Origin of the sequence: Pseudomonas sp. C8002, assembly GCF_013385765.1 — a bacterium.
In the GTDB taxonomy this organism is placed as follows: Bacteria; Pseudomonadota; Gammaproteobacteria; order Pseudomonadales; family Pseudomonadaceae; genus Aquipseudomonas.
The window spans coordinates 21,916-41,801 of record NZ_JACAPJ010000025.1 but is presented as its reverse complement, the minus strand read 5'-3'; the positions used below and the strand labels follow the sequence as shown (position 1 = coordinate 41,801).

General features: G+C 62.6%; 19 protein-coding genes and 1 pseudogene. 8 read left to right on the top strand and 12 right to left on the bottom strand.

Annotated features, from left to right (window positions below):
* Nucleotides 1-28: 28 nt before the first annotated feature.
* Nucleotides 29-109, bottom strand: a pseudogene (locus HX814_RS24940) (thiol:disulfide interchange protein DsbG); the annotation flags it as partial.
* Nucleotides 110-276: 167 nt separating this feature from the next.
* Between HX814_RS24940 and HX814_RS24935 the strand changes: the two are divergent.
* Nucleotides 277-2,865: a hypothetical protein gene (locus tag HX814_RS24935; RefSeq protein ID WP_177008991.1), complete on the top strand. Its 2,589-nt coding sequence runs from the start codon at nt 277-279 to the stop codon at nt 2,863-2,865.
* Between the two features lie 69 nt (nt 2,866-2,934).
* Here HX814_RS24935 and dsbG read toward each other — a convergent pair whose 3' ends face one another.
* From dsbG to dsbD, 3 genes are read right to left on the bottom strand one after another with little or no spacing between them, the layout of a single operon-like run.
* Nucleotides 2,935-3,696, bottom strand: a complete 762-nt coding sequence (gene dsbG / locus HX814_RS24930; protein WP_003209017.1) for a thiol:disulfide interchange protein DsbG — start codon at nt 3,694-3,696, stop codon at nt 2,935-2,937.
* Nucleotides 3,672-4,541, bottom strand: a complete 870-nt coding sequence (locus HX814_RS24925; protein ID WP_177008990.1) for a TlpA disulfide reductase family protein — start codon at nt 4,539-4,541, stop codon at nt 3,672-3,674. Before HX814_RS24925 ends, dsbG begins: the two co-directional genes overlap by 25 nt.
* Nucleotides 4,541-6,271, bottom strand: coding sequence for a protein-disulfide reductase DsbD (gene dsbD, locus HX814_RS24920; RefSeq protein WP_177008989.1), 1,731 nt, complete (start codon nt 6,269-6,271; stop codon nt 4,541-4,543). The genes HX814_RS24925 and dsbD overlap by 1 nt, the downstream gene beginning before the upstream one ends.
* A 175-nt stretch (nt 6,272-6,446) precedes the next feature.
* Between dsbD and HX814_RS24915 the strand changes: the two genes are divergently transcribed.
* The 5 genes from HX814_RS24915 to HX814_RS24895 all read left to right on the top strand — a co-directional run bounded on the left by HX814_RS24915 (nt 6,447) and on the right by HX814_RS24895 (nt 11,199).
* Nucleotides 6,447-7,127, top strand: a complete 681-nt coding sequence (locus HX814_RS24915; RefSeq protein WP_003209011.1) for a response regulator — start codon at nt 6,447-6,449, stop codon at nt 7,125-7,127.
* The gene (locus tag HX814_RS24910; RefSeq protein ID WP_008431673.1) at nt 7,127-8,446 is read left to right on the top strand and encodes an ATP-binding protein; all 1,320 of its coding nucleotides are present in this window, start codon (nt 7,127-7,129) and stop codon (nt 8,444-8,446) included. Before HX814_RS24915 ends, HX814_RS24910 begins: the two co-directional genes overlap by 1 nt.
* Before the next feature lie 123 nt (nt 8,447-8,569).
* Nucleotides 8,570-9,343, top strand: coding sequence for an N-acetylmuramoyl-L-alanine amidase (locus HX814_RS24905; protein WP_003209007.1), 774 nt, complete (start codon nt 8,570-8,572; stop codon nt 9,341-9,343).
* A 150-nt stretch (nt 9,344-9,493) separates the two neighbouring features.
* Entirely contained in the window at nt 9,494-10,894 is a 1,401-nt protein-coding gene (locus HX814_RS24900; RefSeq protein WP_087695097.1) for an aspartate aminotransferase family protein, read from the top strand.
* Between the two features lie 80 nt (nt 10,895-10,974).
* Nucleotides 10,975-11,199, top strand: coding sequence for an MbtH family protein (locus HX814_RS24895; protein WP_003209001.1), 225 nt, complete (start codon nt 10,975-10,977; stop codon nt 11,197-11,199).
* A gap of 149 nt (nt 11,200-11,348) precedes the next feature.
* Here HX814_RS24895 and HX814_RS24890 read toward each other — a convergent pair whose 3' ends face one another.
* From HX814_RS24890 to HX814_RS24855, 8 genes are read right to left on the bottom strand one after another with little or no spacing between them, the layout of a single operon-like run.
* A complete protein-coding gene (locus HX814_RS24890) occupies nt 11,349-12,296 on the bottom strand; it encodes a metal ABC transporter solute-binding protein, Zn/Mn family (protein WP_134327059.1) in 948 nt (315 codons plus the stop codon).
* Complete coding sequence (locus tag HX814_RS24885) at nt 12,296-13,195, bottom strand: metal ABC transporter permease (RefSeq protein WP_003208998.1); 900 nt, start codon at nt 13,193-13,195, stop codon at nt 12,296-12,298. Before HX814_RS24885 ends, HX814_RS24890 begins: the two co-directional genes overlap by 1 nt.
* Nucleotides 13,192-13,938: a metal ABC transporter ATP-binding protein gene (locus tag HX814_RS24880; protein ID WP_177008988.1), complete on the bottom strand. Its 747-nt coding sequence runs from the start codon at nt 13,936-13,938 to the stop codon at nt 13,192-13,194. The genes HX814_RS24885 and HX814_RS24880 overlap by 4 nt, the downstream gene beginning before the upstream one ends.
* Nucleotides 13,935-14,855, bottom strand: a complete 921-nt coding sequence (locus tag HX814_RS24875; protein WP_023659272.1) for a metal ABC transporter substrate-binding protein — start codon at nt 14,853-14,855, stop codon at nt 13,935-13,937. Before HX814_RS24875 ends, HX814_RS24880 begins: the two co-directional genes overlap by 4 nt.
* A 26-nt stretch (nt 14,856-14,881) precedes the next feature.
* Nucleotides 14,882-15,442, bottom strand: coding sequence for a DUF6162 family protein (locus HX814_RS24870; RefSeq protein WP_102605703.1), 561 nt, complete (start codon nt 15,440-15,442; stop codon nt 14,882-14,884).
* Complete coding sequence (locus HX814_RS24865; RefSeq protein WP_003208992.1) at nt 15,439-15,768, bottom strand: hypothetical protein; 330 nt, start codon at nt 15,766-15,768, stop codon at nt 15,439-15,441. The genes HX814_RS24870 and HX814_RS24865 overlap by 4 nt, the downstream gene beginning before the upstream one ends.
* Nucleotides 15,765-16,304: a hypothetical protein gene (locus HX814_RS24860; protein WP_008431660.1), complete on the bottom strand. Its 540-nt coding sequence runs from the start codon at nt 16,302-16,304 to the stop codon at nt 15,765-15,767. Before HX814_RS24860 ends, HX814_RS24865 begins: the two co-directional genes overlap by 4 nt.
* Nucleotides 16,301-17,503, bottom strand: a complete 1,203-nt coding sequence (locus HX814_RS24855; protein WP_087695105.1) for a PepSY domain-containing protein — start codon at nt 17,501-17,503, stop codon at nt 16,301-16,303. The genes HX814_RS24860 and HX814_RS24855 overlap by 4 nt, the downstream gene beginning before the upstream one ends.
* A gap of 251 nt (nt 17,504-17,754) precedes the next feature.
* On the opposite strand from HX814_RS24855, the gene leuC reads away from it, so the two are divergent.
* Nucleotides 17,755-19,176 (top strand): 3-isopropylmalate dehydratase large subunit, encoded by a 1,422-nt coding sequence (gene leuC, locus HX814_RS24850; protein ID WP_177008987.1) that lies wholly within the window; start codon nt 17,755-17,757, stop codon nt 19,174-19,176.
* Nucleotides 19,173-19,787, top strand: coding sequence for a 3-isopropylmalate dehydratase small subunit (gene leuD, locus HX814_RS24845; protein WP_003208984.1), 615 nt, complete (start codon nt 19,173-19,175; stop codon nt 19,785-19,787). The genes leuC and leuD overlap by 4 nt, the downstream gene beginning before the upstream one ends.
* Nucleotides 19,788-19,886: the final 99 nt, after the last annotated feature.

Here is a 19,886-nt window from a genome sequence, read left to right as displayed (position 1 = left end):
GGGCATTGTCTTTTCAGGCTAGGGCTGATTATTTCGGACCGAGAATCTTCACCAGCTTATCCGGCGACGGCGCTCCTTGCTGTTCGCCCTTGTCATCCAGATAGAAAATCACTCGTGCCACGACGTGCCACTCGTCGTGCGGCGTGGTTTTTGAGGTTGGAACTGTGAATTCTGACAGTAGATTCGGTTTCTTTTTCAGCATTTGATAAGGGCTCGCCAGTCGGACTGGTTTCAGTCCGTCATGAGGCGCTCTTCTCATGGAAAAGGAGTTTAGGTATGCCTGCCAAATCTGCAACCGCCATCGTTCCTGAGGTTACATTGGTTCAAGCTGTGGGACGAAGGCTGGATCCGCTTGATGCGATCGACGGCGCAACGCTTCGAGTTTGTTATGAAGGAATGAGTGAGGATGACCTCATTCGGGTGTTCTGGAAGAGCTTGCCAGGGGAAGAATATGCGCCTGAGCCCCTGCATGGTGTGACAGAGGGGTGTGTGGATTTTCATATCCCGCCCTATTACGTCGGGCTGCGTATCAATCGCTTTGCGCTGTTTCGTTGTGTGGTTACCCATAATGGCGAGGAGTTTTCCAGCAGTGAGAGCGATATTTATGTGACATTGCCGTTCAACGATCTTCCCCATCCTGACGTGCCTCAGGCGGTCGATGGGGTGTTGGACCTTACAGTATTGTGTGGGCAAGACCCGCAGGTGTATGTGACGCCTTGGGTGTTTATTGATCCGATTCAGTTCGTTTGGCTGGACCTCTATGGCACCCTGGCGGACGGGAGCGCCTTTACGCTTCGCCTGGTCAATCACGAGCAGGTGACAGAAGCCGAGGTGCATGAGGGATGGCGCAGAGCTTTACCCTTGGACAAACTGCGGGGGCTTAAACAGGGCAGTCAACTGACCCTGGTATTTATCGTGGCCTTTAACGGTCCGGAGGATGATGCATCCAGACTTTTTCCGAGTACCACATTGACGGTGCTCACTGAACCCCATTTGAATCTCGTGGCACCTACGCTGGTTGAAGCGACGCTGATTTCGCCTGAACACTATGCACTCAATCCGGTCAATGCCCAGGAGGGGGCTACCATCCGGGTCAGTTATGAGCAGATGTGCCCATGCGACTGGGTGTGTGCCTATTGGGAGGGCACGCCCGGGGCGGGTAGCCCGCAGCTGGAATGTAAAAATGCTGGCGATGAGGCGTTTGTGGAATTTCACGTGCCACCCTCGGCTATCAGCGCCAATTTCAATGAACAGGTCACGGTCCATTACACGGTCCAGCGGGAAGGTCAGACGTGGCCATCGCCTGAACGCCATGTGCAAATTCTCAATGTCAGCGAGTTGCCTGCACCGCAGGTTCTCCAGGCCACAGGCCATGTACTGGACCTCAATACCTTCCACGGTGACGCACAAGCCCTGGTGATTCCTTTCCCTTATCGTGCCTTGGGCCAGCCTTGCTGGTTATGGGCCACCGGTGAATTGGACGATGGCACGCCTTATCATTTTGATGTGCTGGAGGGGGAGCCGCTGGCCGAGGAGTGGTTGCACGACGGCGTCAGTGCGGTGCTGTCGCGGCATGAGCTGCAAAAACTGGCGGATTGCAGTGGGTTGAGCGTGCACTTTGCGGTGAACTTCAATGGCCAGGTTGATCTGGCCAGCGCTGAACGGTTCCCGGTGTTGCACTTGGAGCTTGAACAGGAAGCGCTGGTGCTCGACGCACCAAGGGTGCTGGAGGCAGTCGGCCAGGACCTGACGATTTGGAACGGTCGGGACGGTGTGACGGTGCGTGTGGAGTATGCACACATCAGCTCGGGGCAAATGATCAGCCTGGACTGGATTCGGTCGGACGGTACCCGCTTGCCGTTGGCGCCGGAGCCCGGCAACGGCGACCCGGGTTATGTGGATTTCCCAATCCCCCGTGAAGCGGTGATTCAAGGCGCCGGTAAAACGATCCAGATTAACTACACCGTCACCAGTGCCTGCAAGCGGGCACCCTCCAAAACGCTCAATTTGCGCATCAGTGTACCGGTGCGGCTGCCGATGCCGGTAGTGCCCGAGGCCACGCCACCTGCGACCCAAAGCGGTATTCTGGACCTGCGGACATTCGCGGGAGATGCCCATATTACTGTGGAAAAATGGTGGTTTATCCTGGCGGGGCAGAGAGGTTGGCTACAAGTAGACGGCACAAGGGAAGATGGGAGCGCCTATGTCATCAGGGTGATGATGGCCGAACTGATTACCGAGGGGGATGTTGAGAACGGCCTGAGACGGGTTCTCCTGCGCTCCGAGTTGGAGCAGTTGCGTAACCTTACACCGTTGGTCGTGACATTCGGCTGCACGCCGGATGGCAGTCCCAGCCCGGGTCAGGAGATCGTCTTCCCAGTACTGAGTTTGGTTTTTACCAAGCCTATGAAAGATGTAACTGACTTTAACCCGAACCAGAAAGGCTGGAATAACTGGCAAAGAGGGGCGGGAGCAGCATCTCAGGGTGACCTGGTACTTAAAACCGGGGCAGTGCCGGGAGCAGCGTCGGGGTATTACTTGTTTGATTGGGGGAATACGTACACCAGTAACCCCGTTACACAGCGCGAAAAGCTTTTCAAACTCTACACTCAACTGCAGTCAGGCCGTATTTACAGGTTCAGTGCTTGGATACGTGACAATAGCGGCTCACCTCCAAAGCCTTCTATGGTGTTGGTGGCAAACGGGGCCGATATTACTTCGATCACCTCTCCTGGGTTGTCTTGGCAGTTGCTCCAAGGAACCTTTACTGCCACTTCAACGACAAGGCTCAGCGTTGATAATCGTCAGATGGGGAACCCCGGCAATGACTTCGATGTGACGTTACTGGTGGTGGAGGAGGTTTGATCTGCTTGGAATTGGTCGCTTGAAGGATACAGGCCTCCGGCTTTTGGGAGGCCTTTTCCAACAGTCTGCTTATTTCGGACCGAGAATCTTCACCAGCTTATCCGGCGACGGCGCTCCTTGCTGTTGCTGCAATCCACCCTTGTCATCCAGATAGAAAATTGCCGGCGTGGCCGACAACTCCAGTTCGTCCATCAGCTTCATATTCGAATCAAGCTTGGCCTGGATATCCGCCGGGATCTTCTCCAGCGCCTGCAACTTGCTGCCTTTACCGGCCGACTCATGGGCTTCCAAGGCCTGTTGCGGGTCCTTGGCGGCAAACAGCGCGGCCGACTTGCCCGGGCTGTCTTCACGGATAATCCCCACCATGATGTGCCGCAACTGTACCTTGCCCGACTTCACCCAAGGCCGCGCCTGCTCCCAGAACATATTGCAGTACGGGCAGTTCGGGTCGCTGAACAGGTACACGATGCGCGGCGCGTCCTTGTTGCCGTCCTGGATCCAGTTGCTGTGTTCCATCTTGGCCCAGACTTCCTTGGCCATCGGCGCATACACCAGTTTCTCCAGCGGCGCGGTGCTCAGGTCATTGCCATCGGCGTCGTACAGGTTGCCGGCAATCACGCTTTTGCCATCGGCAGTCAGGTACAGCGCCATGCCACGGTTCTGGTATTGCGCCGCGTAACCTGTGAGGCCGCTGGGCGCATCGAACTTGCCGATGATCTTGGCCCCCTTGGCTTCGATGTTCTTGATCGGCGCCGGCCAGTCTTCGGCGTGGACCAGGCTGGCGGCCAGGGTCAGGGGCAGGAGTGTCAGCAGGTGGCGGAGGCGGAGCATGGCGAATTCCTTGTGGTGGCCGGCAAGGCCGGTTTGGCGGTGGTCGGCTCGAAGCGCTCCATGGCGCGGGCCAGGCTGGCCTGTGAGAGTTCGCCCAGGTGGCTGTTGATCAGGCGACCATCAGGTTGGTAGAAGAGGGTGGTGGGCAAGGCCATGGAGCCGACGGCCTGGCCGAGGCGGCCGCTGGCGTCGAACAGCACGTTATCCAGGTTCAGGCCCTGGGTCGCCAGGTAGGTGGCGACGCTTTGCATGCTTTCGGCCTGGTTGACGAACAGGAAGGTCACGTCCGGGCGCTGGCGCTGGGCACTTTCCAGTACCGGCATTTCGCGCCGGCACGGCGGGCACCAGGTGGCCCACAGGTTGATCACCAGCGGGCCGCCCTTGTAGTCGGCCAGTTGCACGGTTTCGCCATTGGCGTTGCGCAGGGCAATGTCCGGCAGGTGCGTGCCTTTTTCGTAGAGGGTCAGGGACAGGCTGGTCAAGGCCCAGAACGCCAGGCCGGTGATCACGCCGGCGCTCAGCGGCTTGCGCAGCAGCGGGCGGCGCCAGCCGTAGATCAGCGCGCCGATGATCAGCACGATCACGCCGGGCCAGGCGAGAAAACCGCCGTCGCGCAGGTCGACGATTTGCAGCGGGTCATTCTGGTAGTACGACCAGTACATCAGCACGAAGCTGACGCGTGCGGCGAGCATGCCCAGCAGAAACAGGGTGAACAGCACCGACTCGGGGTTCTCGCCGCCGCGCTTGGCCACCCGCCAGCCCACCAGGGTGGCGAGGATCAACGCCGTGATCAGCAGCAAGTGATTCAGGGCGATGGCGAAGGTGCCGATGGTCAGTGTCAGCATCAGAGGGCTTCCCGGGCTTGGGTCCAGCGTTGCAGGAAGGCGGCGGCGTCGACTTCGCCGGTGATGCGCTGGGCGCGGCGCTCTTCACCGTCGGGGCCGATCCAGACGAAGCTCGGCGGGCCGGGGACCTTGTAGCGGCCCAGCAGCTCGCGGCTGGCGGCGTTGTCGGCGGTGACGTCGAGGCGCAGCAGGCGCACATCCTTGAGGGCGGCCAGTACCTCGGGTTTGCCGAACACCTGTTTTTCCATGATCTTGCACGACACGCACCAGTCGGCGTAGTAGTCCACCAGCACCCATTGGCCCTGGGCCTTGGCGCTGTCGAGCTGGCTTTGCAGTACGGCCGGGTCGTTGATGGTCATGAAGGCTTCGTGGGCGGTGGGAGCACCGGCTACCCGCGAGCCGCTGTAGACCTTCAGCGGTTGCCACAGGTCGTCGCTGCCGCCGGCCGCGCCGATCACCAATACGCTGCCCCAGAGGCCCAACACCAGCGAACCGGCACCGAACAGCATGGCGGTACGCCCGAAATCGCGGGCCAGGCGCCAGCCGCAGTAGGCCATGACCAGCGCCAGCACACCCCACAGGCCGAGCCACAGGGTTTCACCGACCACCGGGCGAATCATCAGCACGGCGGTGGCGAGGAACAGGAAGCCGAAGATGCCCTTGAGGATATTCATCCAGGTGCCAGGCTTGGGCAGGAAGCGGTTGCCCACGGTCACCAGCAGCAACAGTGGCACACCGATGCCGATGCCCATGGCAAACAGGATCAGGCCGCCGTGCAAGGCGTTGCCGCTTTGGGCGATGTACAGCAGCGCGCCGGCCAGGGGCGCAGTCATGCACGGGCCCACCAGCAAGCCGGACAGGGCGCCGAGCACGCCGGCGCCTACCAGGCTGCCGCCGCTTTGGTTGCGGCTGACGTTGTCCAGGCGATCGCGCAGGAAGGCCGGCAGTTGCAGTTCAAAGAAGCCGAACATCGGCAGGGCGAGAATCACAAACAACGCAGCGAAGCTGCCGAGGATCCACGGGGTTTGCAGCAGGGCGGCGAGGTTGCCGCCGAGTAGCGCAGCCAATACACCGAGCGCGGCATACACCAGCGCCATGCACACCACGTAGCTGGCGGCCAGGGCAAAGCCGCGCCGTGGGCTGGCGCCGCTGCCGACCACAAGGCCGGCGAGGATCGGCAACATCGGCAGGGAACACGGGGCGAAGGCCAGCAGCAGGCCCAGGCCGAAGAACACCAGCAGGCTCCAGCCCAGGCTGCGTTGTTGCAGGCCGCTGGCCAGGCTTTGGTCCTGGGCCTGGCCGGTGGCGGCGACGGCAGGGTTGCCGCCCAGGTCCACGGTGATCGATTGCGGCGGGTAGCACAGGCCGGCATCGGCGCAGCCTTGCCAGCCGAGCTTGACCTGGCCGGTGGCGCCAGCGGGAATCTTCACTTCCAGGCCCTGGCGATAGACTTGCTGCTCGCCGAAGAACTCGTCGCTGTGGGCTTCGCCCTGGGGCAACGTCGGCTTTTCGGCCAGGCCATCGAATTTCATGCGCTGCTGGTACAGGTAGTAACCGTCGGCAATCTGCCAATACAACTGGGTTTCGCCGGAGGCCAGACGCTCGGAGGTAAAGGTGAAGGCTTTGCCCACCGGGAGGAAGTCGGGTTTGGTCTCGAATGGATTGTTGCCAGGCGCGGCCTGGGCGAATCCAGCAAACACTACCAGCAGAAAGATAAACAGATGCCGCATGATCAAGCCTTAGTTCGAAGCAAGTGGGACACACAATGTGTGGCGTTGATTAACCGATGATTAACCGGGCTATCCTAGAAAGAAGCGATTATCCGGGATTCTTGGCGTTGGCGGCATAATGCACGCTTAATCCACTGCCTTTTTAATCACCCTCACATTTTGCAAAGGGTTCACCATGCACGTACTGGTCTGTGAAGACGACGAGCTGATCGCCAGCGGCATTGTTGCCGGGCTCAGCGCCCAGGGCCTGACGGTCGAGCGCGTCGGCACGGCTGCGGCTGCCCGGGCGATGCTCAAGGTGGCGGAATTCGACGTGATGGTACTCGACCTCGGCCTGCCGGATGAAGACGGCTTGAAGCTGTTGCAGCAACTGCGCAGCCAGGGCCTGGAGATTCCAGTGCTGATCCTGACCGCACGGGATTCGGTGACCAACCGCGTCGACGGCCTGCAGGCCGGTGCCGACGACTACCTGCTCAAGCCCTTCGACCTGCGCGAACTCGCCGCACGCCTGCACACCCTGTTGCGCCGGGTAGCCGGCCGCAGCGTCAACCTGATCGAGCACGGGCGCCTGACCTACAACCCCAGCAGCCGCGAAACGTTGCTGGGCGGTGAGTCGGTGGACCTGTCCCGCCGCGAGCAGGCGCTGTTGCAGGCCCTGTTGCAAAACCGTGGTCGGGTGCTCTCCAGCGAGCAGCTCAAGGACAGCGTCTACGGCCTGAACGACGAACTGGAAAGCAACGCCCTCAACGTGCACATCCACCACCTGCGGCGCAAACTCGGCAACGGCATTGTCGAAACCGTGCGCGGCCTGGGCTATCGCCTGGGCCCGGCTGACGGTGGAGAGGACGCTTCGTGATGAGCCTGCGCCTGCGGCTGACCTTCAAGCTCGGCGCAGCTTTCGTGCTGATCTGGGTCCTGGCCGCCGCGTGGATGCTCAACGACCTGCGCAACCAGATGATGTTCTCCCTCGACCAGCGCCTGGTGGCGTCGGCGCGCATGGTGGCGGGGCTGATGGAGCAGATGCCCGGCCTCTCCAGCACGGGGGAGGGCGCGCACTTCAGCGCCGAACAACTGAATGTGCCAGGCGGTATGGCGTGCCAGGTCAGTTCCTTGCGCGGCGTGGTTTTGGCCCGCAGCCACACCACGCCGGACCAGGGCCTGGAGTCGCGCAAGAGCGGCTTTCGCGACCAGATGATTGATGGCGTGGGCTGGCGCAGCTTTACCCTGTCCCGTGGCGATTTGTTTATCACCACCGCCGACCGGCAGGTGGAGCGTGAAGCGTTGAACCTGTCGATCCTGCTGGCCGCCTCGGTGCCGGTGGGCGTGGCATTGTTGGGCTGCCTGTGCCTGTTGTGGCTGGGGATCGGCCAGAGCCTGTTGCCGCTCAACCGCATGCGTGACGCCTTGATGCGCCGCAGTGCCGACTCCCTCGAACCGTTGCAGATCAGCCCGCTGCCCAGCGAACTCAAGCCACTGCTCGACACCCAGAACCAGTTGCTGCAACGCATCGCCAAGACCATCGAACGCGAACGCCGCTTGACCGGTGACGCGGCCCACGAACTGCGCAGCCCGTTGACCGCGATCAAGACCCACCTGCAAGTGGCGCGCATGACCGAAGGCGCCGCCCGTGACCAGTCCCTGGCCCATGCTGAAGAGGGCGCCGACCGCTTGCACCGCACCCTTGAGCAGTTGCTGCTGCTGGCGCGGGTCGAAGGCAGCCTGTCGTTTGATGACGGCCTGCAATCGAGTGCCGAGCAAGTTGCGCAACTGGCGATCCAGGATGCCAACGGCGGCGACAATCAGCGTATTGACCTGATCCTGGCAGACGGTTTGTCCGAAAAACCTTTGGAAATGCCGGTGGGCCTGGCCGTCGCCGCCCTGCGCAACCTGCTGGACAACGCGTTGCGCCACACCCCGGCCGATACCCGGGTGGAGCTGAGTGTGTCCAGCGCTGGCGACAATGTGGTGTTCCGGGTGCGTGACCATGGCGCGCCGATTTCCAGCGAAGACTTGCAACACTTGACCCAGCGCTTCTGGCGCAACGGCAACAGCCCGGGTTGCGGCCTGGGGTTGGCGATCGTCCAGGCCATCGTGCAGCGCTGCTCGTGCTCCCTGAAATTCGACAGCCAGGCCGATGGCATGCGCGTCGACCTGGGCATGCCGTTGCGGCGCTGAAACCTTCTTTTCACAGCACACATAGCTACCGCCATCCTCAAGCGCAACGCTTCAGGATGGCGGTCATTTTTTTGTGTTTGAACCGGCTGAATGACTCGGCCTGTGTTGAAAAGGACAGCCCCTATGTTGGTTATCGATTCCACGTATCCCGCAAACGACTTCAATGAGCGCAATGGCCAGGCCGTGCGCCAGGTGATTGTGCATTACACCGCCGCGCCCTTTGCCTCGTCATTGCGTGCACTGACCCGCGACGGTTTCAGTGCCCACTACCTGTTGGCCGACCCCCATGACGCCAGCTACCGCGCCGCCGGCTATGACGAGTTGCGGGTATTTCGCCTGGTGGACGAAGCGCAACGCGCCTGGCACGCCGGCACCAGCCACTGGGCCGGGCGCGATAACCTCAACAGCCGCTCCATCGGCATTGAAATCGTCAACCAGGCCCGGGATGACGCCGGTGTGTTGACCTTCCCGGCGTATGGCGCAGAGCAGATTGACGTGTTGATCGCCTTGATTCGTGACATTCAGGTGCGTTACCCGGCGATCGGTCCTACCGACATCCTCGGGCATTCCGACATTGCCTATTGGCGCAAGAGCGACCCCGGCCCCCGCTTGCCATGGCGCTGCCTGTTCGAGGCGGGCGTGGGGGCCTGGTATGAAGAGGTGGCCAAGATGGCCTATCAACGTCGGTTCGACATCGGCCTGCCGCCAGAGGTTGAGGTGGAGCGGGCGTTCCAGCGCTACGGTTATGCCCCGGCGAAAAATCGCCTGGGTTTCCAGCAACGTGTCCGTGCGTTCCAGATGCATTTTCGGCCCTCTGACTACAGTGGGCGGCTGGATGCGCAGACCTGCGCGATCCTGTATGCGTTGAATGAAAAATACACCGGGGTGGCCGGGTAAATCCGCTAAAGCTGTTTTTAACGACCACAGGTGTAAATCCTCCCTTCGCTGATGCGTTTCCAGAACAGGAAATCCGTGCGCGGCCCTTGGGCCTGGCGCCAACGGGTGGGCAGTTTGGTCACCATCATCAGCGTATTGAGGGATCGAGAGATGTCAGTCGCTACCAGCCGTATCGAAGAGACCCAGGCGGTCCCTGCGGAAACGCTTTACCAGTTCGATGAAACCCCGCTGCTGGCCCGCCAGCGCCAGCAGGAATCCAATGCCCGCAGCTACCCACGGCGCATTCCCCTGGCGCTCAAGCGCGCCCGAGGGATCTATGTCGAGGACGTCGAAGGCCGCAGCTTTATCGATTGCCTGGCCGGTGCCGGCACCCTGGCGCTGGGGCACAACCACCCGGTGGTGATCGATGCCATTCGCCAGGTGCTGAGCGATGAATTGCCGTTGCACACCCTGGACCTGACCACGCCGGTCAAGGACCAATTCGTGCAGGACCTGTTCGGCCTGCTGCCGCCGGCGCTGGCGCAGGAAGCCAAGATCCAGTTCTGCGGCCCCACCGGCACCGATGCGGTGGAGGCCGCGCTGAAACTGGTGCGCACCGCCACCGGGCGGAGCACGGTGTTGTCATTCCAGGGCGGTTATCACGGCATGAGCCAGGGCGCCCTGAGCCTGATGGGCAGCCTGGGGCCGAAGAAGCCACTGGGCGCGTTGCTCGGCAATGGCGTGCAATTCCTGCCATTCCCGTACGACTACCGTTGCCCGTTCGGGCTGGGCGGCGCGGAAGGGGTGAAGGTCAACCTGCATTATCTGGAAAACCTGCTCAACGATCCCGAGGCCGGTGTATTGCTGCCGGCGGCGGTGATCGTCGAGGTGGTGCAAGGCGAGGGCGGTGTGATCCCGGCTGATCTCGACTGGCTGCGCGGCCTGCGGCGCATTACCGAGCAGGCTGGTGTGGCGCTGATCGTTGACGAAATCCAGAGCGGCTTTGGTCGCACCGGCAAGATGTTTGCCTTCGAACATGCCGGCATTGTCCCGGACGTGGTCGTGCTGTCCAAGGCCATCGGCGGCAGCCTGCCACTGGCGGTGGTGGTGTATCGCGACTGGCTCGACACCTGGTTGCCGGGCGCCCATGCCGGGACCTTCCGTGGCAATCAGATGGCCATGGCGGCCGGCTCGGCGGTGATGCGTTACCTCAAGGACCACGACATTCCCGCCCACGCGGCCGCCATGGGCGAGCGCCTCGGCGAACACCTGCGCATCCTGCAGCGCGACTTCCCGCAGTTGGGAGACATTCGTGGCCGTGGGCTGATGCTCGGTGTGGAACTGGTGGACCCCGCCGGTGCGCCTGATGCCCAGGGCCACCCGCCGGTGCATCGCCAACTGGCGCCGCTGGTGCAGCGTGAATGCCTCAAGCGCGGGTTGATTCTCGAACTGGGCGGGCGACACGGCAGCGTCGTGCGTTTCCTGCCGCCGCTGGTGATTACTGCCGCAGAAATCGACCGTGTGGCCGAGATTTTTGGTCGCGCCCTGGCGGCGTCAGTCACCAGCCTCTAATTTTTTATCGGGCTGGCACGTTCCTTCTTACATCAGCTGTGCGTGGTGCGCAGCCAGCCTTACCCCGACGGAGAACAGCAATGACCTCAGTATTCGACCGCGAAGACATCCTGTTTCAGGTAGTGGTCAACCATGAAGAGCAATATTCCATCTGGCCCGACTACAAGGCCGTGCCGGAAGGCTGGCGCACCGTGGGCAAGAGCGGGATGAAGAAAGAGTGCCTGGCCTACATCGAAGAAGTGTGGACCGACATGCGTCCGCTGAGCCTGCGCCAGAAGATGGATAGCCAGGCACTTGCCGGCTGACCCGGACCTCGGGCATAACACCGACTCAAATGTGGGAGCGGGCTTGCTCGCGAAGGCGTTGTTTCAGTCACCGTATGTGTTGACTGTCACACCGCATTCGCGAGCAAGCCCGCTCCCACATTTACTGTGTTTCGCCGGTGAGAGGCGCGTTACAGCGCCTTGATCACCTGATCCACATTGCCTTCCAGTTCCGCCACCGGGTCGGCGCCATCGGTGCCCAGCACCAGCAACTTCGCCCCGCCCGCCGTGACCGCCGCCTGTACCGCATCGCTTGGCTTGCGGTGATGCAGCACCACGGCCACCTCATTCTCCTTCAAGCCTTCGCTCAGTTGCTGCAACGCCTCGGGTGTCCACTCGGTATCCGCCCTTGCATCGGTGCTGACCAGCTCCAGGTTCAAGCCACTGACGAGATAACCAAAGTGATCGCTCAAGCTGGCCACCGTCAGGTTATCGGCCTTGGCCAGTCGCGCTTCGCTGTCGGCGGTGAGCTTGAGCAGGCGTTGCTTGAGCGCGGCCAGGTTGGCTTCGATCTGCGGCTTGGCCTCGGGCGCCAGACGGCTCAGATCGGCGGCCATCACATCGGCCATACGCCCCATGTTGTTGATGGCTTGCCACGGCTGGCTGTTCAGGCCGTCGGTGGCGCCCGGCTGCACGGCAATCCCCGGCAAGCCGCCGTCCACCGGGCGCGCGGCGTCGACTTCGACGATGCGGATATTGCTGCGCCGGGCCACCGGGTACAGCGGGTCGTCGGGCCACAGCGAGCGCAGGCCGATGGCTGCATCGGCGTCCAGCGCCAGGGTGTTCAGCGCCTGCGCACCGCGCCCTGTGAAATAGGCGACTTGCCGCGAGCCGGGCAGGTTGGCCGGTGCCGCGCGCTCAAGCTGTACGTCAGTGCCTTTGAGCAACACCTGCGCCAAGCCATAGGTGATCGGCAAGGCGGCGAGGACTTTTACCGGTTTTGTCGCCTTGGCCTGGTTCAAGGCAACATGGCCAACGCCTTGGTTGGCGGTGATCTGTAGCGGCTTGACGCCGTCGGCGGCGAATGCCGGTGTGGCAATGGCCAGGGCCAGAAGCAGTGGTCGAAACATCGGGCGCATTATCCAAGATTCCCTTTCAGGCTGGGGACCGTGCCGCGGGCGATGGCGGCGAGGGCGAAGGCGATACCGGCTACCAGGATGATCGCGGCACCGGACGGAATCGGCAGGTCGAAGATGATCGGCAGCAGGATCCCGCACAGGGTGCTGACGGTGGCGATCACCACCGAGATCCAGAAGAAGCCCTTGAGCGATTGGCTCAACAGGCGTGCGGCGGCCGCCGGAATCACCAGCAACGCACCCACCAGGATCGCACCGATGACCTTGACCGCCGCCACGGTGATCAGGGTCACCAGGATCACGAACAGGTAGTCCAGGGTCTTCACCGCCACCCCGCGCACCGCTGCCAACTGCGGGTTGAAGCTGGCGAGCATGATGCGGTTGTACAGCGGCAGGGCCAGGGCCATCACCAATGCGCCGACAATCGCCAGCACCAGCAGGTCATTGCCGTTGACGGTCAGCACCGAGCCGAACAGCACGTTTTCGAGAATGTGCACGTTGATCTTGCCCGCCAGAATCAGCAGCAGGCTCGCGCCCAGGGCCAGGGACACCGAGAGGAATACGCCGATCAGCGTGTCCGGCGCCAGGCCGGTGCGGTTGCGCAGGTAGTTGAGCAGGATCCCGAACAGCAGGCAGTAGCCGAACAGGCTGCCGTAAGGCCCGGTGTAGGGTTCCCCCAGCAGAATGCCCACGGCCACGCCGGTCAGTGCGGCATGGCCCACGGCTTCGGAAAAGAACGCAAAGCGCTTGACCACCACCAGGGTGCCCAAACCGCCCAGCACCGGGCCGATCAGCAGGCCGGCGAGCAGGGCGTTGACTACAAATCCATAGGCCAGCGCTTCCGGCAGATACCCGGAAGACGCCCAGCCCTGGACCATCAGGCGAAAGGCTTCATAGCTCATAAGGCCGGGCTCCGTGGGTGGGTGGAGAACAGGGTCAGCAGGCGGTCCGGGGTCAGTGCTTCTTTCGGCGTGGCGTCGAACAGCACGCGGCGGTTCAGGCCGGTGACGCGATCGGCCAGGCGGCCGACGGCTTCCAGGTCGTGTTCGATCCACAGCACGGTGATCCCGGCCTGGCGCCAGTCGTTCAGCAGCCGCTCGAACACCTGGATCCCGGCTTCGTCCAGCGCCGACATCGGTTCGTCCAGCACCAGCAAGTGCGGTGCCGGGATCAAGCCCTGGGCCAACAGCACCCGCTGGCGTTCACCGCCAGACAGGGCACCCATGCGCCGCTTGCGCTTGTCCTGCATGCCGACCCGTTCCAGTGCGTCGCCAATCGCGGCGGCGTAATGTTTGGACAGCCCGAGAAACGCCGGACGCCGCTGGCACATCGCGGCCATGAAATCGTCGACGGTCATCGGCAAGCCCCGGTCGAACTCCAGCGCCTGGGGCACGTAGCCGATGGTGCCGGGTGCATCCGGCCAATGCAGGCTCAACTGGCCCTGGTGCGGCGTTTGCCCCAGCAGGGTCTTGATCAGCGAGCTTTTGCCGCCGCCGTTGGGGCCCACCAGCGCATGGATGCTGCCGGGCTGCACCTGGAAACTCACTGCATCGAGGATCACCGTACGGCCCAGGGTCAGCGCGACGTTATCGAAGTCGAGGGTCGGGCCAACGCTGGCCACACTCAGGTGTTCAGCCGCCGTCATGCCCCGGACTCCTGAATCGCCCGCACCACGGTGTTGAGGTTGCCGGTCATTTCCACTTCGTATTTTTCCGCGCTGTAGTCGCCATAGGAAATATGCGACAGCGGGTACAGCTTCACCCCGGATTCACGCTGGATGGTGTCGACGTAGCTGGACGGGAAATCCATCTCCGAGAAGATCACTTTCACGTCCAGTTCCCGCAGTTGGTCGATGGTTTTCTTCAACTGGCTGGGGCTCGGCTCGATGCCGTGGGCCGGTTCCACCACGGCGGTGACTTCCAGGCCGAATTCCCGCAGCAGGTAGTCATATGCCGCGTGCACGGTGGCCACCCGCAGGTCGGGGTTGGGCGCGCTGGTGAGCTTGGCCAGGGCGTCGGCGCGCATCTGGCGCAGGCGCTTGCCGTAGGCGCGGGCGTTCTGGGTGTAGGTCTTGGCGTTGTCCGGGTCGAGTTTGCCCAGTTCCCGGGCAATGTTGTTCACCTGGGCAATCGAGGCGCTGATGGACAGGAAGGTGTGCGGGTTGACCACCTTGCCCGCACCGCGCGCAGCGTTGCCGGTGGCGGCCAGCAGCGGCACGTTGGCGTTGGCCTCGATCACCGGGATGTCCGGGCGCTCGCTGGTGGCGATCATGCGGTCGGCGAAATCGTCATGGCCGACGCCGTTGAGCACGATCACATCAAGGGTGCCGATGCGTTTGATGTCTTCGGCGCGGGGTTCGTAGGCATGGGGATTGAAACCGGCCGGGATCAGCGGGACAACTTCAGCCTTGTCGCCGACGATATTGGCGACGTAGCTGTAATACGGGTGCAGGGTGATGCCGATGCGCAGGCGCTTTGCCGGGTCGGCACTGGCGAACGGGGCCAGCAGCACGGTGATCAGGCCGACCAGCACCAGACGTAATAATGGAGATGAAATAGACATGGTCTTCTCTCGGCTGCAACGTGAATTCAGTGACGATGCTGGCGGGTGACACCGGCATCGAATTGCGCGACTACCTGCTGCCAGCCCGCGCTGATCAGCGCCTGGTCAGTGAGGTCGGTGGGGGCGGTGAGGTGGGCGCTGCGGTTGAGCCAGATATCCGGCTCGGCGCCGCGGATGCGCATCAACAGCGAACCGCTGAGGTCCGGCGTCTGGCTCAGGCCCAGATAGGCCGCGTCCAGCAACTGCCAGCGGTGGTCGCCACGGCTCACCGAACTGGCGTCCTGGGCGAAGGGCGCGAAGCCCTCTTCGGCCAGCTGTTCAGGCGTCGGCAGGGCGCTGTGTTCCTCCTGCAGCAAGTGGATTTCATCCAGGGTCACCCGCAGGTCGGCGTAGATGCCTTGCTCGGCGGCGCTGAGGTCGCGGCGGGCGTCCAGTTGGTGGCTGGGCACGGCGGCGATCTCCTGGCTTTCACCGCGCAAGGCCACCACCGTGCCGGCAACGGCGAGGATGATCAGGCACAACAGCAGGACATACAGGGTTTCGTGCCCGGCACCGGCCGGGCGCACGACTTGGGTTGTACGGCTCATTGGGGCTGGATATCCGCTTGGTCGATTTCCACCACGTGGCCGGGGCCGGCATCAAACAACACGTAGAACTCGGCGGAGGGTTTCTTGAAGGTCAGCTTCGAGTCTTCTCCCAGCTTGCCGGGCACCAGGATGGTCTCGTCGTAGCCGATCACATCCAGGGTCACGCCGGGGGCACCGCTGCCATCGGAGAAACCACCGGTGCACTGGATCTGCTCGCCGGCGATTTCCTTGCATTCGCACATCGGGTTGTGGGCCAGGGCGACGGTACTGAAACCGGCACTGAGGATCAGCGCGCCAACGGTGCGGGCCAGTTGCGGCAAAGTCATGGTTTAACTCCTCGTTTTTTCAGCCAGTCGATGGTGGCCGGCGATGCCTGGCTCAAGGGAATGGAGGCCTGGTGCATGGCGCCGTCCCAGCCTTCCATGGTGATCCACACTTCGGCGTCCAGCGGGGTGCGCTCAGGGATCGGCAACGCGGCGCCCATGCGGTATGGGGTGCCGAAGAAAATCACCCCGGCCGCCCGCAGGCTGCGGGGCTTGCCGATACGCAGGTAGGTCGCCTTGACCTGGTCGATGCACGTGGCACACAGGGCAGCGTTGAAGGATTTCATCGGGCCTGCCGGGTCCGGGCGCGGCGGCTCGTTGCGTAGCTCGGCGAGCTTCAGGCTCCAGGGGCCGACCTGTACTTCGCCGATCTCCCGTTCGCCCAGGCCGCTGTCGCCGCGAAACAGTGCCGCGTCGGCAAAGTACTTGGGCATGAAGCCCAGGGGCACCAGCAACAGCAGGATATTGATGTGGAAGCGCCATTTGAGCCAGAAGGCCCGCAGGGGCGAGGGGGGTTGAACCGTCATGGCCTTGTTCATGGGTTGGCCTCCGTGGTCTCAGCCTGCAAGGCCTGGGTTTTCGCCGGTTGACGGGCTGCCTTGGCTTCGCGTTTCAGCGCATTGAGGGTGGCCAGAGCCGTGCGTTTGGTCCAGATCAGCAAGCCGCTCAAGACCATCATGCTCAGCACCAGGCCGAAGAAGGCCCAGATCAGCTTGATCCAGATCCCGCCAAAGTCCCCGGTGTGCAACGGGCGCATGGATTCGGTGACGAACTCCAGGGCCGAACGGTCGGACAGCAGGTGCGAGGCGGCGATTTCGCCGTTGTACGGGTTGATTTCCGCGGTCTGGAACATCAGCGGGTACCAGCCACGCCCGCCGATGCGCAGGTGGCTGTAGGCGTTGCTGGGCAGGCTCACGAAGCTGGCCTCAAGCCCGGGAATGCGCTGGGTGGCGATGTTGATCGCCTCGTCCAGGGGAATCATGGGCGCCGGTACGCCCGGGGCGGACATCGGCACTTTGTCGCGGGCAATCGCCGGGACGATCGGCTCGCTGGAAATGGTGATCTGGTTATCACCCAGGATCGCCTGGATCAGGAACCAGGTGCCTGTGATGGAAATCACCGCGATAAACCAGATCGACCAGATGCCACTCAACCGGTGGAAGTCGCCCCAGAAAATCCGCGCACCGTGACGAATGCGCAGGGTCGGCCTGAAAAAACCTTTCCAGAAACGCTTGTAGACCACGAGGCCGGTGACCAGCGAGGCCAGCAGCGGCAAGCCCAGCAGCGAGACCAGGTACCAGCCCCAGCTGTAGCCATTGGTGAAAGGCACCAGCCACCAGCCATGCAGGGCACGGGTAAATTGCTGGAAGTTGAACGATGGGCTGATGCCCTGGATCACCCCGGTGTATGGGTTGACGTAGACCTCCAGCGAGCGCCCGTCGGGGTAGCTGAGGTCGGCGCTGAGGGCGAAGTGCGATTCGTCCGGGCGGCTCAGGGATTCGACGATCACCTGGGGTTCGGCGCGCTTGATGGCGCCGATCACCTGGTCGTAGGTGAGCGGTTCGGCATCGTCCGACGGCTTGCTGGCGCGGATGTCCGGGTTGGCCAGCCAGACGATCTCCTGGCTGACCACCGCCAGGGTGCCGGTGACGCAGACGATCAGCACAAAGAACCAGATGGGCAATGCCAGCCAGCTGTGCACGAGAAACCAGAGTTTTGAGCGTGACTTCTTCGACATGTGAATGAGGGTCTTGATCGGAGGGAGGCGGTAAAGGCCCGGAAAACGCCACCCGTAGCTTTTGCTGACGCGAGCGGCTGTATCTAAGTTAAGACGGATGAGAAACACAAAACCCTAAGGCGGATATGAAAGTAAATGTTTCAAATACGCATTCATGCAACACGAAACATGTTCCGAGCCATCACCAAGGCGGGATTGATGGGGCGGGGGCGCTGCCTATGATGGGGTCATACCGTTGAGCGAGCCCCATAATGACTTCTGCCAGAACCCTCTACGACAAACACATCGATTCCCACACGGTGTGCCGCCTGGATGACCAGGGCCATGTGCTGCTGTACATCGACCGCCAGGTGATCAATGAATACACCAGCCCGCAAGCTTTCAGCGGCTTGCGCGAGGCGGGCCGTGGTGTGTGGCGGCCCGGTACGGCGCTGGCGGTGGTCGACCATGTGAACCCCACCACGCCCAAGCGCATCGCGACCATGCCGGATGCGGGCGGTGCGCGCCAGGTGTCGTACCTGGCGGAAAACTGCCGGGATTTCGGGATCGAGCTGTTGGATATCCTCGACAAGCGCCAGGGCATCGAACATGTGATCGCCCCGGAACAGGGTTTTATCCTGCCGGGCATGGTGATCGCCGCCGGCGACAGCCACACCACCACCTACGGGGCCTTGGGCGCGTTCGGCTTTGGCATTGGCACTTCGGAAATCGAGCATTTGCTGGCCTCGCAAACCCTGGTCTACAAGCGTTTGAAAAGCCTGCGTGTGACCGTGGACGGCGAACTGGCCCGTGGGCTGACCTCCAAGGACGTGATCATGGCGCTGATCGGCAAGATCGGTGCCTCGGGTGCCACCGGCTACGCCATTGAGTTTTGTGGGTCGACCATCGATGCCCTGAGCGTCGAGGCGCGCATGACCATCTGCAACATGGCGGTGGAAGCCGGTGCACGTGGAGCCTTCATGGCGCCGGACGAAAAGGTCTTCGCCTACCTCAAGGGCAAGCCACGCGCGCCGAAGGGCGAGTTGTGGGAACGCGCCCTGGTGGGCTGGCGCCAACTGCACTCGGATGCCGACGCGGTGTTCGACCTCGAAGTGCAGCTGGATGCCAGCGCCCTTGAGCCGATGGTCACCTGGGGCACCAGCCCCGACCAGGCCGCGCCCATCGGTACCCGCGTGCCGGACCCGCAAGACATCAGCGACCTGATCCTGCGCCAGGACATGCGCCGTGCCTTGAACTACATGGGCCTGGAAGCGGGCATGCCGTTGAGCGACATTGTGATCAGCCACGCGTTTATCGGCTCCTGCACCAACGCCCGCATCGAAGACCTGCGCGACGCCGCCAGCGTGGTGCGCGGCAAGCACGTGGCCGACCATGTGCGGGCGATGATCGTGCCGGGCTCCACCGAAGTGCGTGACCAGGCCGAAGCCGAAGGCCTTGCCGCGATCTTTATCGACGCCGGGTTTGAATGGCGCCAGTCGGGCTGCTCGATGTGCCTGGCGATGAACGACGACGTGCTGGAGCCGGGCGACCGCTGCGCCTCCAGCACCAACCGCAATTTCGAAGGCCGCCAGGGCGCGGGTGCCCGCACGCACCTGATGAGCCCGGCCATGGTCGCCGCTGCGGCCATCACTGGCCGGCTGACAGATATTCGCCACTTTGGAGACCGCACATGAGCTTGCAACCCTTCACTCGGATCACCGGCAAGGCGGCGCCGATGCTGGCGGCCAATATCGACACCGACGTGATCATGCCCAAGCAGTTTCTCAAGGGCATCGACCGCAACGGGCTGGATCGCGGGTTGTTCTTTGATTTGCGCTTTTTGCCCTCGGGTGAGCCTGACCCGCAATTTGTGCTGAACCAGCCGGCCTGGCAGGGCGCGAGCTTTATGGTGGTGGGGCCGAACTTCGGCTGTGGGTCCAGCCGGGAGCATGCGGTGTGGGGCCTGAAGCAGATGGGCATTCGCGCGTTGATCGGCAGCAGCTTTGCGGGGATTTTCTATGACAACTGCCAGCGTAACGGGGTGTTGTTGATCACGCTGGAGGAGGCGGTGTTGCAGCGGTTGGGGCAGATGGTGAGTCAGCCTGAGCAGGCGCAGATCAGTGTGGACCTGGAGGCGCAGGAGATCCTTTTGGCGGACGGGCAGGTGATTGCGTTCCAGATCGATACGTTGCGCAAGACTGCGTTGTTGTTGGGGTTGGATGCTATTGGCACGACGTTGCAGCGCAGTGAGCAGATCAAGGCGTTTGAGCGTGAGCATTTGGCGGCCAATCCCTGGCTCGGGTGATGGGGCTGTAGTTACAGGTTGGCTGCTGCGCACTGCCTGCGTTCGGCCTCGGGCTGGATGGGGCAGTCAGATCAAAATCAAGAGCACAGCGGCCTCCCG

Excerpts from the sequence above, each read along its gene's own strand:
- HX814_RS24935 (WP_177008991.1), top strand. The coding sequence starts at position 277 with ATGCCTGCCAAATCTGCAACCGCCATCGTTCCTGAGGTTACATTGGTT.
- leuD (WP_003208984.1), top strand. The coding sequence starts at position 19,173 with ATGAGCTTGCAACCCTTCACTCGGATCACCGGCAAGGCGGCGCCGATG.
- HX814_RS24855 (WP_087695105.1), bottom strand. The coding sequence starts at position 17,503 with ATGTCGAAGAAGTCACGCTCAAAACTCTGGTTTCTCGTGCACAGCTGG.
- HX814_RS24865 (WP_003208992.1), bottom strand. The coding sequence starts at position 15,768 with ATGACTTTGCCGCAACTGGCCCGCACCGTTGGCGCGCTGATCCTCAGT.
- HX814_RS24900 (WP_087695097.1), top strand. The coding sequence starts at position 9,494 with ATGTCAGTCGCTACCAGCCGTATCGAAGAGACCCAGGCGGTCCCTGCG.
- HX814_RS24870 (WP_102605703.1), bottom strand. The coding sequence starts at position 15,442 with ATGAGCCGTACAACCCAAGTCGTGCGCCCGGCCGGTGCCGGGCACGAA.
- HX814_RS24925 (WP_177008990.1), bottom strand. The coding sequence starts at position 4,541 with ATGCTGACACTGACCATCGGCACCTTCGCCATCGCCCTGAATCACTTG.
- HX814_RS24880 (WP_177008988.1), bottom strand. The coding sequence starts at position 13,938 with ATGACGGCGGCTGAACACCTGAGTGTGGCCAGCGTTGGCCCGACCCTC.
- HX814_RS24895 (WP_003209001.1), top strand. The coding sequence starts at position 10,975 with ATGACCTCAGTATTCGACCGCGAAGACATCCTGTTTCAGGTAGTGGTC.
- HX814_RS24905 (WP_003209007.1), top strand. The coding sequence starts at position 8,570 with ATGTTGGTTATCGATTCCACGTATCCCGCAAACGACTTCAATGAGCGC.
- HX814_RS24885 (WP_003208998.1), bottom strand. The coding sequence starts at position 13,195 with ATGAGCTATGAAGCCTTTCGCCTGATGGTCCAGGGCTGGGCGTCTTCC.
- HX814_RS24860 (WP_008431660.1), bottom strand. The coding sequence starts at position 16,304 with ATGAACAAGGCCATGACGGTTCAACCCCCCTCGCCCCTGCGGGCCTTC.
- HX814_RS24890 (WP_134327059.1), bottom strand. The coding sequence starts at position 12,296 with ATGCGCCCGATGTTTCGACCACTGCTTCTGGCCCTGGCCATTGCCACA.
- dsbG (WP_003209017.1), bottom strand. The coding sequence starts at position 3,696 with ATGCTCCGCCTCCGCCACCTGCTGACACTCCTGCCCCTGACCCTGGCC.
- dsbD (WP_177008989.1), bottom strand. The coding sequence starts at position 6,271 with ATGCGGCATCTGTTTATCTTTCTGCTGGTAGTGTTTGCTGGATTCGCC.
- HX814_RS24910 (WP_008431673.1), top strand. The coding sequence starts at position 7,127 with ATGAGCCTGCGCCTGCGGCTGACCTTCAAGCTCGGCGCAGCTTTCGTG.
- leuC (WP_177008987.1), top strand. The coding sequence starts at position 17,755 with ATGACTTCTGCCAGAACCCTCTACGACAAACACATCGATTCCCACACG.
- HX814_RS24875 (WP_023659272.1), bottom strand. The coding sequence starts at position 14,855 with ATGTCTATTTCATCTCCATTATTACGTCTGGTGCTGGTCGGCCTGATC.
- HX814_RS24915 (WP_003209011.1), top strand. The coding sequence starts at position 6,447 with ATGCACGTACTGGTCTGTGAAGACGACGAGCTGATCGCCAGCGGCATT.